The sequence below is a fragment of the Streptomyces sp. NBC_00090 genome, assembly GCF_045160815.1.
Classification (GTDB): Bacteria; Actinomycetota; Actinomycetes; order Streptomycetales; family Streptomycetaceae; genus Streptomyces.
On sequence record NZ_CP108224.1, the window covers coordinates 173,770 to 187,662 of the forward strand.

General features: G+C 69.1%; 12 protein-coding genes and 1 pseudogene. 5 read left to right on the plus strand and 8 right to left on the minus strand.

Translation table 11 applies throughout. The annotated features are described in order from the left end of the window. The first annotated feature begins 302 nt into the window (after positions 1–302). The gene (locus tag OG361_RS00855) at positions 303–677 is read left to right on the plus strand and encodes a hypothetical protein (RefSeq protein ID WP_405851315.1); all 375 of its coding nucleotides are present in this window, start codon (positions 303–305) and stop codon (positions 675–677) included. A 202-nt stretch (positions 678–879) separates the two neighbouring features. Here OG361_RS00855 and OG361_RS00860 read toward each other — a convergent pair whose 3' ends face one another. Both OG361_RS00860 and OG361_RS00865 read right to left on the minus strand, forming a co-directional pair. Beyond that, entirely contained in the window at positions 880–2,553 is a 1,674-nt protein-coding gene (locus OG361_RS00860) for a cellulase family glycosylhydrolase (protein ID WP_405851316.1), read from the minus strand. 321 nt (positions 2,554–2,874) lie between these two features. After that, a pseudogene (locus OG361_RS00865) lies at positions 2,875–3,820 on the minus strand (helix-turn-helix transcriptional regulator). 297 nt (positions 3,821–4,117) lie between these two features. Between OG361_RS00865 and OG361_RS00870 the strand changes: the two are divergent. After that, positions 4,118–4,969: an aldo/keto reductase gene (locus OG361_RS00870; protein WP_405851317.1), complete on the plus strand. Its 852-nt coding sequence runs from the start codon at positions 4,118–4,120 to the stop codon at positions 4,967–4,969. A 210-nt stretch (positions 4,970–5,179) separates the two neighbouring features. On the opposite strand, the gene OG361_RS00875 is transcribed toward OG361_RS00870, so the two are convergent. Next, positions 5,180–6,373, minus strand: a complete 1,194-nt coding sequence (locus tag OG361_RS00875; RefSeq protein ID WP_405851318.1) for an MFS transporter — start codon at positions 6,371–6,373, stop codon at positions 5,180–5,182. A gap of 349 nt (positions 6,374–6,722) precedes the next feature. Then, complete coding sequence (locus OG361_RS00880) at positions 6,723–7,127, minus strand: hypothetical protein (RefSeq protein WP_405851319.1); 405 nt, start codon at positions 7,125–7,127, stop codon at positions 6,723–6,725. Between the two features lie 493 nt (positions 7,128–7,620). Between OG361_RS00880 and OG361_RS00885 the strand changes: the two genes are divergently transcribed. After that, the gene (locus OG361_RS00885) at positions 7,621–8,931 is read left to right on the plus strand and encodes a cellulase family glycosylhydrolase (protein WP_405851320.1); all 1,311 of its coding nucleotides are present in this window, start codon (positions 7,621–7,623) and stop codon (positions 8,929–8,931) included. Positions 8,932–9,158: 227 nt separating this feature from the next. Continuing rightward, entirely contained in the window at positions 9,159–10,178 is a 1,020-nt protein-coding gene (locus OG361_RS00890) for a LacI family DNA-binding transcriptional regulator (RefSeq protein ID WP_405851321.1), read from the plus strand. Positions 10,179–10,333: 155 nt separating this feature from the next. Here the strand turns inward: OG361_RS00890 and OG361_RS00895 are convergent, their stop codons facing one another. Continuing rightward, positions 10,334–10,807, minus strand: a complete 474-nt coding sequence (locus OG361_RS00895) for a GNAT family N-acetyltransferase (protein WP_405851322.1) — start codon at positions 10,805–10,807, stop codon at positions 10,334–10,336. A gap of 302 nt (positions 10,808–11,109) precedes the next feature. Between OG361_RS00895 and OG361_RS00900 the strand changes: the two genes are divergently transcribed. Continuing rightward, positions 11,110–11,595 (plus strand): DUF1877 family protein, encoded by a 486-nt coding sequence (locus OG361_RS00900; protein WP_405851323.1) that lies wholly within the window; start codon positions 11,110–11,112, stop codon positions 11,593–11,595. 18 nt (positions 11,596–11,613) lie between these two features. On the opposite strand, the gene OG361_RS00905 is transcribed toward OG361_RS00900, so the two are convergent. The 3 genes from OG361_RS00905 to OG361_RS00915 all read right to left on the minus strand — a co-directional run bounded on the left by OG361_RS00905 (position 11,614) and on the right by OG361_RS00915 (position 13,839). After that, positions 11,614–11,832 (minus strand): hypothetical protein, encoded by a 219-nt coding sequence (locus OG361_RS00905; protein WP_405851324.1) that lies wholly within the window; start codon positions 11,830–11,832, stop codon positions 11,614–11,616. Positions 11,833–11,914: 82 nt separating this feature from the next. Beyond that, positions 11,915–12,823, minus strand: a complete 909-nt coding sequence (locus tag OG361_RS00910; RefSeq protein WP_405851325.1) for a carbohydrate ABC transporter permease — start codon at positions 12,821–12,823, stop codon at positions 11,915–11,917. Further along, the gene (locus OG361_RS00915) at positions 12,820–13,839 is read right to left on the minus strand and encodes a carbohydrate ABC transporter permease (protein WP_405851326.1); all 1,020 of its coding nucleotides are present in this window, start codon (positions 13,837–13,839) and stop codon (positions 12,820–12,822) included. Before OG361_RS00915 ends, OG361_RS00910 begins: the two co-directional genes overlap by 4 nt. Positions 13,840–13,893 lie beyond the last annotated feature (54 nt).

Genomic DNA, 13,893 nt, shown 5'->3' on the forward strand with positions numbered 1-13,893 from the left:
CCCCCGGACCGGTCCCGTACTCCATCGTCACCCGTCTGTACGCGAGCGGCGAGCGGGGGCCCCGGGTCCCACGGCGCGATCACGCAACGGCTTCGAGGGGGAGGAGCAGGAGGGCGGAGTCGTCGTGCTGCTCCTACGGTGTGGTCCTCGTGGCGAACAGGGACTCATGTGCGCAGCGGGTCATGGGGACCGTACGGCGATCCACGGGATTCCGCTCGTCCCCCGCGGGGGACTTCGCACGGGGCCCGCGGGCACTCCGAAAATCAGATGCCCGTGCCGAACCCGGCCCGCAGACTGCGCGCATGAGCAGAAACGCAGAAGTCGTCGTCATCGCCGCGGAGGCCGCGGCCGTCATGGAGCCGCTCACCCGGCCCGACGACTCACGAGAGTGGCACCAGTGCTTCCAGCGCATCGGCGAGGGGATCCTCGATGCCTGGGCCGTGGAGTTCTGGCGCCACAACTGGCACGGTCTCCTCGCGCACCTGGAGTCCCTGCCCTGGCCGAATCCGCACTCCGTGCAGGTCCTCATCCACGACGAGGAGGACCACTGCTTCGGCCTGTGGATGCTGTACGACGGAAAGCTCGTCGAGGTGCCCCTGCCCCGGACGCGCCGCGAGGCCTTCGCCTCCAGTGTCACCGGTGTCCTCTCCCGCACCGACCTCCTGGACGAGGGCTGAGAGGCGACCGACCGCCGGCCGGGAACGCCTCCTCGACGACGAAGCGGGCCGGAGCCTCCGTGACGCGGGTGCGCGCGGGAGGCCCCGGCCGTGCCGGAGCGGCTACGTGCTCGTGGTACGTGACGGCAGCAGGCAGGCCGTGGCCCGTCAGGCTGCGGGCGGTCGGGCCGTGGTGCAGGCCGCAGGCGGTCGGGCCGGTCGGTCAGCCCGTGGTGCAGGCCGTGCCGTCGACGGTGAATGACGTCGGGGGCGGGTTCGTCGTGTCCTTGGTGCCGATGAAGCCGAGCGTGACGGAGCCGGACGGGGCGATGGTGGCGGTGTAGGACGCGGGGGTAACGCTCACCACAGCGCCGGTCTGGGTGGCGGTGCCGCCCCACATGTTGCCGACGGTCTGGCCGCCGCTGAAGGAGAAGCCCAGGGTCCAGCCGTTGACGGGGGCGGTGCCGGTGTTGCGGAGGACGATCTCGCCCTGGAAGCCGCCCGGCCATTCGCCGACGACGCGGTAGCCGACGGCGCAGCTCGCGCCCGGGGTACCGCCGTCCTCGCCGGTGGTGACGCTCACCGAGGCCGAACGGGCCGAGCGGTTGCCCGCCGCGTCACGGGCGTAGACCGCGAAGACGTACGTGGTGTCGGCGGCAAGCCCCACCACCGTGACCTGGGTACTCGTGGAGGAGGCGACCGTGGTCTCGGTGCCGCCGGTGCCACCGGTGACGGAGACGATGTCGTACCCCGCGACGCCGACGTCGTCGGTGGCCGCCGCCCATGTGAGGGCGAGGGAGTCGGCGGTCACGGTCGAGGCCACCGGAGTGCCGGGGGTGGTCGGCGGCTCGGTGTCGTCCGTAGCACCGCCGAAGACCGTGGCCTCCTCCGATGTCTGGGCGATTCCGTTCACACCGTGGAAGATGCGCTCGCCCCAGGAGCTGAGACGGCTCGGGTCGAAGTCGACGGCCAGGTCGAGGATCGGGTCGGTGTTGCCGCTCCAGGACCAGGCGAGGTAGCCGAGGTCGAGCTGCTCGGCCGCGGCCATCATGGTGTCCTCGTCCGGGTCGCCCCACTGGTCGGCCGGGCCGCCGAACTCACCGATGAGTATCGGAAGGCGGGCGGCGACGAAGGCGTTCAGGTAGTCGGTGATCTCCTGGGCGGTGTCGAAGACGCTGTACATGTGGATGGAGAAGATCAGGTTGCCGGTGGGGTCGGCGTCGTAGACGGACCGGGCGTTGGCCTTCATGACGCCCTGCCAGTCCTGGCCCCAGTTGGGCGCGTCCACCATGATCGTGTGCTGGAGCCCGGCGGCCCGCAGCTTCTTCACGGCGGCGGTCGTGGGGGCGGTCCAGCCGGCCGGGTCGGTGTTGCCCCAGGGCTCGTTGCCGATGTTGACGATGACGTAGTCCTCCTGCCCGGCGAGGACGGGCTTGAGGTCGATCCAGTAGTCGGCGGCCTGGTCCAGCGTGCCGGCGGCGGTGTCCTCGCCGTAGCCGGTGGTGTCGTGGACCTCCAGGACGCAGATCAGTCGGTTGGTCTTGCAGTCGGCGACGACGGCGGCCACGTCGGCGGCGCTGTTCTCGGACCAGCGATGACCGTTGGAGAGCACGACCCGGACGCTGTTGGCGCCCAGTGCCTTGATGTCGGCCAGCGACCGTGTCTCGCCCGGGTACCAGGTGTGGGCGTGATTGACCCCGCGCATCACGAAGTCGTTGCCGTTCGCTTCGAGCAGGCGCCCGTCGCTGACGTGGAGCCCTGCGGCCGGGTCCGCGGCGGACCGCGCCTGCGCGGCGGTCGCGCCGAGGGTGCCGATCAGGACGGACCCGAGGACGGTCGCCAGCCCTGTCAGCAGAGCGACGGCGGCGCGGGGTCGAGTGGTGGTTCTCGTTCTCACTGCAACTCCAGAGGTGGGCGCGTGGTCGAGCATCGGGAATCGTTCGCGAAAGCGCTCCCCGCGGTGGATCCGATGCGTGGGAGCGCTCCCATGAAGTCATTCGTGCCCGGAGCACGTCAAGACCTTGGACATGCCGGGATGCTCCACGCGGCTCCTGACGCACGCGATCGGGGGCGCCCGGACCACTGGGGGGGTCGAGCGCCGAGCCCGTATCGAGCGCCCAGCCCGTGTCACGCGCCGAGCCCGTATCGAGCGCCGAGCTCGTATCGCCTTCCTAGCTCGTGTCGCGTGCCGATGCTGCCGGTACGGAGCGTCAGCTGGTCAGGGTCGCCCGTGCGACTGCTGCGGTTGCTCGTCCACCGTGCCCCGGGACTTGGGTGCGGCCATGTCGAGGAGGACCATGGCGTCGTGGTCGGGGGTGTCGGGCTCGGCGGTGTAGACACCGAGGCGCTGCCCGGGGGTGCCGTCCAGCATCATCGACTGCCCCGTGAGCGTCAGGGTCCCGACCTGGGGGTGGTGGAAGGTCTTGCGGGCGGGTTTGCTGCCGGTCACCTCGTAGCGTTCCCAGAGCTTCGCGAAGTCCGGGCTCTTCAGGAGGAGCTCCCCGACGAGGTGGGTCAGGTCCGGCGCGTCCGGGGCCGTGCCGGCAGTGGCCCGCAGGCGGACGACGCAGGCGCGGACCTGGCGGTCCCAGTCGGGGAACAGCTCGCGCGAGGCGGGGTGGAGGAAGAGATAGCGGGCGAGGTTGCGTTGTGTGACGGGCCAGTCGGCCAGGCCCGCGTACAGCGGGCCAGTCGGCCAGGCCCGCGTACAGGGCGAGGCCGCCCGGATTGGAGGCGAGGAAGTCCATGCTGCGGCTCACGATGTACGCGGGGTTCGGACGCATCGTCTCCAGGAGCAGCTTGAGGTGGGGGTGTACGGTGCGGCCCGGCGGCGGAGGAGGTTCGGGGGCGTAGCGGGCGGCGTGGACCGCGAGGTCGCGCAGGTGCTGGTGTTCCTGGTCGTCGAGGTGGAGCGCCCGGGCGAGGGCGTCGAGGACGGCGGGGCTGGGGCGGGTCTCCTTGCCGCGCTCCAGGCGGACGTAGTACTCGATGCTGATCCCGGCCAGGGTGGCGAGCTCCTCGCGGCGCAGTCCGGGGGTGCGGCGCAGGCCGGGGCCGACGGTGAGGCCGACCTGCTCGGGCCGCGTCTGCGTACGGCGGGCTCTCAGGAAGCGGCCCAGCTCCATGCCTCCGCCGTCACCGGTGGAGCGCTGCTCGTATCCCATGGCCCCAGTGTCACACCGCTGTGACCTGCACGGCAGCGCGGTGGGGGGCCCTGTCATTACCCCCGAACGGCCCGGCCTGTCACCGCTGCGGATACGGCGCGAAGGTGGAAGAAGTCAGCACTCCGCTCCCGGCCGGCAGGAGTCGTTCCGTGTCAGCCTGCGGCGCGCCGGGCGCGCGGGAGCGGCCCCGGTCGGCGAGCGTGATGGGGGCGCCAGTCACCGGGACCACACACCACCCGCTCTCCATCCGAATCCTCGCCCCCTCCGCCGGCTCCCTCTCGATCGAACGGAAGTCCCATGCAGCACGTCACCCTCAGCAACGGAGTCCAGATGCCGATCCTGGGCTTCGGCGTCTACCAGATCCCGCCGGAGGACACCGAGCGGGCCGTCACCGAGGCTCTCGCCGCCGGGTACCGCCTGCTCGACACCGCGGCCGCCTACGGCAACGAGAAAGCCGTCGGCCGCGCCGTCAAGAACAGCGGCATCCCGCGCGAGGAGCTCTTCCTCACCACCAAGCTCTGGGTCCAGGACGCCCCCGCTCAGCACAACACCCTGCGCGCGTTCGAGGTCTCGCTGGGCAACCTCGGCGTGGACTACCTCGACCTGTACCTGATGCACCAGCCGTACGGTGACGTGTACGGCCAGTGGCGCGCCATGGAGGGCCTCAACCGCGAGGGCCGCGTCAAGGCGATCGGCGTCGCCAACTTCTCCACCGATCGGCTCGTCGACCTCATCGTCAACAACGAGATCGCCCCCGCGGTGAACCAGATCGAGACCCACCCGTTCTTCCAGCGCACCGCCGACCAGGAACTCATGCGCGAGCGCGGGGTCCAGATCCAGTCCTGGGGCGGGTTCGCCGAGGGCAAGAACGACCTGTTCACCAACCACCTGCTGGCCGAGATCGGCGCCGAGTACGGCAAGTCCGTGGCCCAGGTCGTGCTGCGTTGGCTGACACAGCGGGGCGTCGTCGCCATCCCGAAGTCCGTCCGCGCCGAGCGCATGGCGGAGAACATCGACATCTTCGACTTCGAGCTCACCGACGACCAGATGGCGGCCATCGCCACGCTGGACACCGGAAGCACGCTGTTCTTCGACCACCGCGACCCCGCCATGGTCGACTGGCTCGCCGGGCGCCGCGTCGACGGCTGATCGCAGAGCAGAGCAACGCGTGGACATCTGGGCTCCGACCGACGCGTAGGCTCCTGGGCTCCGACCAGAACGTGGACTCCTGGGCTCCGCGCCACGCGTGGACGCCTCGGCTCCGCGCCACGCGTGGACGCCTCGGCTCCGCGCCACGCGTGGACGCCGGCTGGGCAGGAACTCCGAGGCGGCGGACGTCCTGCCGCCGGGCGATATCGGTCACGGGCTGTTCACGCGCACCGGTCGGCGGATCAGGTATACGGCGGCGGAGGCGACCAGCACCAGCATGCAGGCGATGAACACCTGGCCCGCTCCCTCGAGGCCCAGCGGATCGGCCAGCAGCCCCACGCCGATCACCGGGATCGAGATTCCCATGTACGCGACCACGAACAGCGTCGAGATCACCGCCGCGCGCTGCCCCTCCGGCGCCGCCCCGGCCACGGAGGAGAGCGCCGCACGGAAGGCGAGGCCCTGACCGACACCGCCGACCACGGCGGACAGGACGACGAGCGCCAGGAGGTCCGTGTACAGCGCTGCCGCGAGGAGGACCAGGCCGGCGAAGAGCACGGCGCAGCCCAGGGGCAGGGAGCGCGCCACCCCGACGCGGTCGACGGCCAGTTGTCCGGCGGTGGAGGCGAAGAAGGCCAGTGCCACGACCAGGCCGCTCACGGCGTGGTTGTCCACGTGCAGGAAGCGGGCGAGGAACGCGGGGCTGACCGAGGTGAACACCCCGAACAGGGCGAACCCCACGAAGGAGGCGATCGCCGCCGGCACGAACACCGCTCTCACCTGTGCCGGCAGGGCCGGTCGCTGCGGCCGTACGGCGGTCAGTCCCCGTCGCTCCCGTACGGTCTCGGGGAGCCACAGCAGGACACCGGCGCTGAGGACGACCAGCGTGAGGTGGACCGCGAACGGCAGCAGCAGCGGCTCGGGGGCGTACTCCGCGAGCAGGCCGGCGAGCAGCGGTCCGCAGCCCAGCCCTCCCATGTTGGCGGCCGTCGCCACGAACGTCGCCCGCGCCGCGCCGCCGGGCGGGGCCAGCTCCATGACGTACGCGGTGGCGGCGCCGGTGAACAGGCCGGCCGACAGGCCCGACAGCAGCCGGCCCGCGTACAGCCAGCCCACGCTGTCGGCGCACAGGAAGGCGACGGCGCTCGCCGCCGAGAACCCCAGGCCCCAGAGCAACGTCGGCCGTCTGCCGATCGTGTCCGAGGCGTTGCCCGCCAGCAGCAGCACTCCGATGACCCCGAAGGCGTACACGGCGTACACGACGGTCACCGTCAACTCGGAGAAACCGAACTTCTCCTGGTAGAGCGGGTAGAGCGGCGTCGGCAGCGTGGTGCCGGCCATGCACACGACGAACACGGCGCCGGCGAGCAGACACCGGAGCCAACCCTGACGGTCACCTTGCATGCCGCCGACCGTATCCCCGCCGACGGTCGCGCCAACGGCACGAACTGCGGCAACCCGGAAAACGTCACCCGCCTCGTCCCGGCGCTCGACGTCGTTCCGTCGGGACGTCGGGACGAGGCACCCGCCGTCTCGACGAGGCCCCCCACGACCGCCGTCGCCGGTGGTAACCGGCCAGAGCGTGTAGCGGATCTCGGCCGGGGCCACCCCGTCGCGCCACGCCTGCGCGGCTCTGGCGGTCTGCGCCAGATCGTCGGTGTCGCCTTCGACGTGGCCACGACTCCTGATGGTGCCGTGGCCGGCCGTGCGGGTGACGGACTGCCTCGTCCGAGTGCTCACCCTCTTCCCAGGGCTACTTCCACTCGTAGAGCTTGGCGGTGGCCTTGCCGTTCTCCTCCACGCGGAACTCGAACAGGCCTGCGATGCCGGTGAGTCGGGCGAACGTCGGGGCGACTGTTTCGAAGAACAGGGCTCCGCGCCACTCGATCGCGCCGGTTTCGTCGAAGCGGCCCACACCGGAGCCGTGCCAGGTGACGGTCTCGCCGTCCTTCGCCATGGAGACGCCCTGACCTTCCCCGAAGAGCGTGCCGTCGGCGCGTACGACCGACTCGTACGTGCCCATGTCCTTGACCTCGACGCCCAGCAGGGTGCCGGCCGCCTGGAAGGACGCCTCCATCACAGGATGGCCGCCATCGGTGGACAGCACCCTGATTCCCGTGGTCTCTCCCTGCTCCTGGCCGATCTGCTCGCCGAGCATGATGGGACTCCTCTCCGATTCCTTCCGGATTTCCCGGAGAAACGACGGCTGGATCCCCTCTTCCGGACTACGCCGGGCGGCGGGAGCTGTCAAACGGAGTGGATCCGCCTCCACAACTCCGGAATGTGTACGCCTCAAACGCTTTTGAATTCTGCTTCAGTCTCCCGTTTTCGGGTCGGTCGAGCAGTCGAGCAATCGAGCAATGACGGTAAGGGGAAACAAGACGCGCAGCAAGCGTCCGGGGCGAACTCGCCGAGTTTAGTAGGGGTTTACTTCACTGAACTCACTGAAATACCGTCAGGACGAAACATCGTCGCCACTTCTCTTGACACGGAAGGAACGCGAAGTGCCTCATGGTGAGGGCTTCCGGCCTGATGACCGAAACGCATTGGGTTCCTCGCCGCACAGCGGCAGGACCTTCGATGCGCACCGTCCGGAATCACGCAATCTGACAACGTTGTCACACACTGCAGATCCCCCCTTGAGGAGAGGTATGAACAAGCCGCGCAAGACATGGCTGACGGCCTTCGGAACCGCAGCCGCCGGCATAGCCGGTCTGCTGCTGCCCGTCTTCGGCCCCGCCGGTGGGGCCGAGGCGGCCCAGGCGGCCGTCACCGGCATTCACGTCGCCAACGGCCGTGTGTACGAGGCCAACGGGAACGAGTTCGTGATGCGTGGCGTCAACCACGCGCACGCCTGGTACCCGGAGCGGACCGGCTCCATCGCCGACATCGCCGCCAAGGGTGCCAACACCGTCCGCGTCGTCCTCGCCAGTGGCGACCGCTGGGCCCCGACGAGCCAGGCCGACGTCTCGTCCCTGATCGGCCAGTGCAAGGCGAACAAGGTCATCTGCGTCCTCGAGGTGCACGACACCACCGGTTACGGCGAGGACGGCGCCGCGACCTCCCTGGACAGGGCCGCGGACTACTGGATCAGCATCAAGGGCGCCCTGGCGGGTCAGGAGGACTACGTCGTCGTCAACATCGGCAACGAGCCCTTCGGCAACAACGGTTACAGCGCCTGGACGAACGCCACGAAGAGCGCGATCGGGAAGCTCCGCGGCGCCGGAATCGACCACGCCCTGATGGTGGACGCGCCGAACTGGGGCCAGGACTGGTCCCAGACCATGCGGAGCAACGCCGCCTCCGTCTTCGCGTCCGACCCCGACCGGAACACCATCTTCTCGATCCACATGTACGGGGTCTACGACACCGCTGCCGAGGTGCAGGACTACCTGAACCACTTCGTCGGCAACGGCCTCCCCATCGTCGTCGGGGAGTTCGGCGACGCCCACAGCGACGGCAATCCCGACGAGAACGCGATCATGGCGACGGCCCAGTCCCTGCGCGTGGGGTACATCGGCTGGTCGTGGAGCGGCAACGGAAGCGGTGTCGAATACCTCGACCTGGTCAACGGGTTCGACGCCAACTCCCTGACCAGCTGGGGCAACCGCTTCTTCAACGGCGCCAACGGCATCTCCTCCACGTCGAGGACCGCCACCGTCTACGGCGACGGAGGCGACGGCGAGACGGGCGGCGGCACCGCGCCGAACGGGTACCCGTACTGCGTCAACGGCGGCGCCACCGACCCTGACGGTGACGGCTGGGGCTGGGAGAGCAGCCGCTCCTGCGTCGTCCGCGGCAGCTCGGCGGACACCGGCTCGGGCGGAGGCGGCACAGGGGGTACCGCGCCGAACGGGTACCCGTACTGCGTCAACGGCAGCGCCACCGACCCTGACGGCGACGGCTGGGGCTGGGAGAGCAGCCGCTCCTGCGTCGTCCGCGGCAGCTCGGCCGACCGCTGATCCCAGACCGACCCGCGCCTGCGGGATGACGGTCAGCCCTTCCGCCCACAACGGGCGGAAGGGCTGATCGCTGTCCCCCGACGTCCGGCCCCGACTACGGGCGGCCGTCCTCCTCCCCCCTCCCGCTCCGACGGGCGGCCCTCCAGGTGCGGTGTGCTTGAACGGTAAAGTCGGGGTTCCGGTAGCAGACCCCGAGCGAACAGAGGTGGCGCGTGAAGAGGCCGACCATGGCGGACATCGCACGACGCGCGGGCGTGTCCAAGGTGGCGGTCTCGTACGCGCTCAACGGTCAGCCGGGGGTCTCCGAGACCACCCGCGCGTCGATCAAGAGCATCGCCGAGGAGCTGGGCTGGCGCCCCAACAGCGCCGCGAGGGCTCTCAGCGGCGGTCGGGCGCAGGCAGTGGGGCTCACCGTGCGCCGACCCGCTCGGACGCTCGGCGTCGAGCCGTTCTTCATGGAGTTCATCAGCGGAGTGGAGAGCGTCCTCTCCGAGCAGTCGTACGCGCTGATGCTGCAGATGGTCGCCACGCAGGACAGCGAGATCGAGGTGTGCCGGCGCTGGTGGGGCGAGCGGCGGGTCGACGGGATCTTCCTCATCGACCTCCAGGCCGACGACGCCCGCCCGCCCGCGGTCGAGGCCCTCGGTATGCCCGCCGTGGCCATTGGACCGCCGGACGTCTCCGGCACGGTCCCCGCGATCTGGTCCGACGACGGCGAGAGCGTCCACGAGATCGTGCGCTACCTCGCGATGCTCGGTCATCGGCGTATCGCGCGAGTGGCGGGCCCCGCGGGACTGGCGCACACGGCGATCCGCGACGCCGCGCTGCGCGCGGCCTGCGAGGAGGCCGGCATTCCCGCGGCCGCTGTCGTCCACACCGACTACACCGGTGAGGAGGGTGCGCACGCGGCCCGCGCCCTGCTGATCGCGCCGAACCGGCCGACGGCCATCGTCTTCGACAACGACATCATGGCCGTGGCGGCACTCTCCGTGGCTCAGGAGCTGAACCTCTCCGTCCCCGCCGATCTGTCGATCGTCGCCTGGGACGAGTCCCCGCTGACGCAGGTGGTCCGCCCCATGTTGTCGGCCGTCACACGCGACATCGCGGCGTACGGCGCGCGGGCCGCCCGGGCACTGCTCTCGCTCATCGACGGCGAAGAGGTCTCCGACATTCGCGATGGCTACGCGCACTTCGTTCCCCGCGGGAGCACCTGCCCGCCGCCGGGCGCCAAGCCGGCCTCGCCCTGACGGCATATCTCCTGCCGGCACGGCCGTGACGGCCTGGCCTCTCACGGCCTGCCCCCCTGAAGGCATGCCCCCGTGACGCGTGGCCGAGGTCCGGTCACCGGCCGCGACCTCGCGGGGTGTCCGGACCTCAGGCCGTGCATCGGAAGTGGATCTCATCAGGTGTCGAGCGGAAGTTCCAGCAGTTCCTCTGGAGGCTGGAAACCGGAGCGCTGATAGAGCGGGGTGCTGCGCTCTGATGGCCAGACGATCAAGCCCTCGAGGCCAGCGCTGCGTGAATGCTGCTTCAGCGCCTCAAGGAGCGCCGAGCCGGCTCCTTTGTTTCGTTGTAACGGCAGGACGAAGAAGTTCGTGACATAGCCGACCGGATTGTTGTCCTCGTAGGGCTCGGGCATCCGCTCCACGAGACAGAGGAAGACGTGACCACAGATCTCGCCGTCGGTCTCCGCGACCCAGGCCAACCAACGGCCATCGCCGAGACGGTCGCGGATCCAGTGCTCGGCATCTTCCAGGTGTCGAGCAGGAGCCGGCGGTTGCCCTTCGTAGTCCTCTTGCTTGAACGTCCAACGCAGTTCGGCCAAGGCCCGGGCGTCGGAGGGGCGGGCCGGACGCACGATGAAATCTGTGGTCATGGGGGCGAGCCTCGCTCCTGCAGCACGGCGAGGCAAACTGATTTCCGTACTGGTCACAGCCATTCGGCGATGGCCGCGACGAGGACGGTCGCCGCGTAACGGACCGCGAGTTAGTCGTACCTCGTGACCACCGCCCGGTTTCTCTTGCGGCGGTTGATGCCACACTCCACCGCGCGGCGCGGCGCGGTAGTCGGTCTTGTCGCACGGCCTAGATCGACGACACACACGGCTGTCAGTGCCCTCAAGTAGGTTCTGCCTGTTCGGTCCGACAGGTGGGCCGCCGAGCTGAGGGACTCGTCGTAGTGAGCATCTACCTGCACTTTCGCGCCGTGGCCGAGTCCGAGATCCGGGACGATCACACCTGGCTCTCTGCGTTCATGTCTGATGCTTGGGAAGACCACATCGACGAGTACGCAGCGGGTATCACCTGCTCGATCAACAAGGGCTGGGACTCTGTCAACGACCTCTACGCCGCAGCCGATGCCCTCGATACAGACGCCGACGAGCCCTGGATACTGCCGATCTACGGCGGCCGCCCCGTGCCACACAGCGCTGACGCCGACCCCTCCGATCCCCCGCTGATGCTTCTGGAGCCGCCTGGGGTGTCACAGGCCGCGCATTTCCTTGCGGCTGTCTCTTTCGACGCGCTGTGGAACGTTGCCGGCGCCAGGTTCAGTGCCCTCGGCTGGACCAGGCAGGAACTCCTCGACCATCACAGGCACCTCCAAGGGTTCTACGGGCGGGCGGCTTCGGCAGGCCACGCCGTGGTCAAAGCGGTGTGGGCTTGAGACGTGGCCACGTGCTGGTCACAGCCATTCGTTGATGGCTGCGACCAGCACGGTCGCTTCGTAGCGAACGGCGAGTTCGTCGTACCGGGTGCCGACGGCGCGGCGTCTCTTGAGGCGGTTGATCCCGCACTCGACCGCATGACGCTCGCGGTAGTCGACCGGGTCGAAGTGCGGCGGTCGGCCGCCTCGGGAGCCGAGCTTCTGGCGGCTCCAGCGCCGACCCCTGTTCCTCGGCAAGATCTCCCCGCCCCATGACCGTGATCATTCACTGCTCAAGATCCACTTCCGCAACACCCCCTGGGAAGCCTGGGCCGCCGCCCTACTTGGTGGCTCCCTGGGAGAAGCCGTTGTAGATCCAGCGCTGGAGCAGGAGGAAGATGATCAGTGTCGGCAGGATGACGAGGATCGCTCCGGCCGAGATCGCCTCCCAGTGCGCTCCGAAGGGCCCCTTGAAGCGGAACAGCGCGGTGGAGATCGTGCCGAGGTCCTCGGAGTGCATGTAGAGGAAGGGAATGTAGAAGTCGTTGTACGTGGTGATTCCCTTGATGATGACGACGGTGGCGATCGCCGGCTTGAGCAGCGGGAAGATGATCTTCCGGTAGATCGTGAAGGCGTTGGCGCCGTCGAGTCGCGCCGCTTCGTCCAGGGACACCGGAATGCCCCGGATGAACTGCAGGAAGATGTATACGGAGACGATGTCCGTGCCCATGTAGAGCAGGATCGGGGCCCATCGGGTGTCCACCAGGCCGAAGCCGCTGATGACCTGGAAGGTGGCGACCTGCGTGGTGACGGCGGGGACCAGGGTGGCGATGAGGAAGAGCGCCATGACGAGCTTCTTGGCCCGGAAGTCGAAGCGGTCGACCGCGTAGGCCGTCATCGAGCCGATGATCACGGTGCCGCCGATGGAGAAGAACAGGATGAAGGCGGTGTTCCCGAAGGCCATGAGCATGTGGCCGTCGGTGAACGCCGTGACGTAGTTGTCGAAGTTCAGCCAGTTCCCCGGCAGCGAGAGCGCACCGCCGTCACCGACCTCCGCGGATGTCTTGAGGGAGGTGAGGAAGACGACTGCCAGGGGGAGCAGGACGACAACCGCGGCGGCGATCAGCGACAGGTACGTCATCGCGGTCCCGACGGGGAGGCGACGCCGGCGCCGAGTGACGGTGGCAGGGGCGGGGGCCGGGGCGCGGGTGGGGGCGGGGGCCGGGGCTGCCGTGAGGTCGGGGGTCATACGAGGTCCACCTTGTCGTCGGGCACGAGGCGGCGCTGGATCCAGGTGATCAGCAGGATGATCGCGAGCAGCACCACGGCCGCGGCCGAGGCCAGGCCGGTCTTGTTGAACTGGAAGGCGAGCTTGACCGTCTGGATGACGAAGGTCTGGGTGCCGGTCGCGCCGCCGGTCATGATGTAGGGGATCTCGAACACCGAGAGGGAGCCGGAGATCGCCAGGATGACGCTGAGGCTGATGACGGGCTTGATGCTCGGGGCGATGATGTGGCGGAACTGCTTCCACCGGCCGGCGCCGTCCAGCTGTGCCGCCTCGTAGAGCTCGCCGGGGATGGACTGGATGGCGCCGAGGAAGAGGACGAAGTTCAGTCCGGTGAAGCGCCAGACCGAGACTCCGGCGAGGGAGACGTTGGCCGAGGTCGGGTCGCCGAGCCACGGATGGTCGGTGCTCACTCCGAACCAGGCAAGCACCGAGTCGAGGGTGCCGCCGTCCTGGAAGAAGTAGAGGAAGACGAAGCCGATCGCGACGCCGTTGATGAGGTAGGGGAAGAAGAGGATCCCCTTGAAGAAGTTCCTGAACCTCAGGTTGAAGCTGAGGATCACGGCGAAGTAGAGGGCGACGGCGATCTGGACCACGGAGGCGGCCAGGTAGTAGCCGCTGACGAAGAAGACCCGGAAGAGTTCGGGGCGGGTGAAGATCTGTACGTAGTTGTCGAAACCGACGTTCTCCCGGTCCGGGCTCACCCCGTCCCAGTCGGTGAAGCTGTAGGAGATCATGCTCGCCACGGGGACGTAGGTGAACGTGATCAACAGCGTGAGTGGGCCCGCCAGGAAGAGCCAGGGTGTGATCCGGCGGAGCGGGGAGTGTCGCCAGGACCGGGGAGGGCCGGCCGCCGGGGCGCGGCGGCGGCCCGCGGGTCCGCCTGTTCCGCGCCTCCGGCTTCCCGTGCCTGTCGTGTCCGTGGTGGTCCGCCCTGTCATGGCGGCACCTCCGGGAGCGGTGTCGATGGTCTCGGTCATGTCGGCCTTTCGTGTCCGCGGCTGCGGGAGGTCAGGGGCCCCGGCCGGTGTCGT

Excerpts from the sequence above, each read along its gene's own strand:
- OG361_RS00855 (WP_405851315.1), top strand. The coding sequence starts at position 303 with ATGAGCAGAAACGCAGAAGTCGTCGTCATCGCCGCGGAGGCCGCGGCC.
- OG361_RS00870 (WP_405851317.1), top strand. The coding sequence starts at position 4,118 with ATGCAGCACGTCACCCTCAGCAACGGAGTCCAGATGCCGATCCTGGGC.
- OG361_RS00875 (WP_405851318.1), bottom strand. The coding sequence starts at position 6,373 with ATGCAAGGTGACCGTCAGGGTTGGCTCCGGTGTCTGCTCGCCGGCGCC.
- OG361_RS00880 (WP_405851319.1), bottom strand. The coding sequence starts at position 7,127 with ATGCTCGGCGAGCAGATCGGCCAGGAGCAGGGAGAGACCACGGGAATC.
- OG361_RS00885 (WP_405851320.1), top strand. The coding sequence starts at position 7,621 with ATGAACAAGCCGCGCAAGACATGGCTGACGGCCTTCGGAACCGCAGCC.
- OG361_RS00890 (WP_405851321.1), top strand. The coding sequence starts at position 9,159 with ATGGCGGACATCGCACGACGCGCGGGCGTGTCCAAGGTGGCGGTCTCG.
- OG361_RS00895 (WP_405851322.1), bottom strand. The coding sequence starts at position 10,807 with ATGACCACAGATTTCATCGTGCGTCCGGCCCGCCCCTCCGACGCCCGG.
- OG361_RS00910 (WP_405851325.1), bottom strand. The coding sequence starts at position 12,823 with ATGACCCCCGACCTCACGGCAGCCCCGGCCCCCGCCCCCACCCGCGCC.
- OG361_RS00915 (WP_405851326.1), bottom strand. The coding sequence starts at position 13,839 with ATGACCGAGACCATCGACACCGCTCCCGGAGGTGCCGCCATGACAGGG.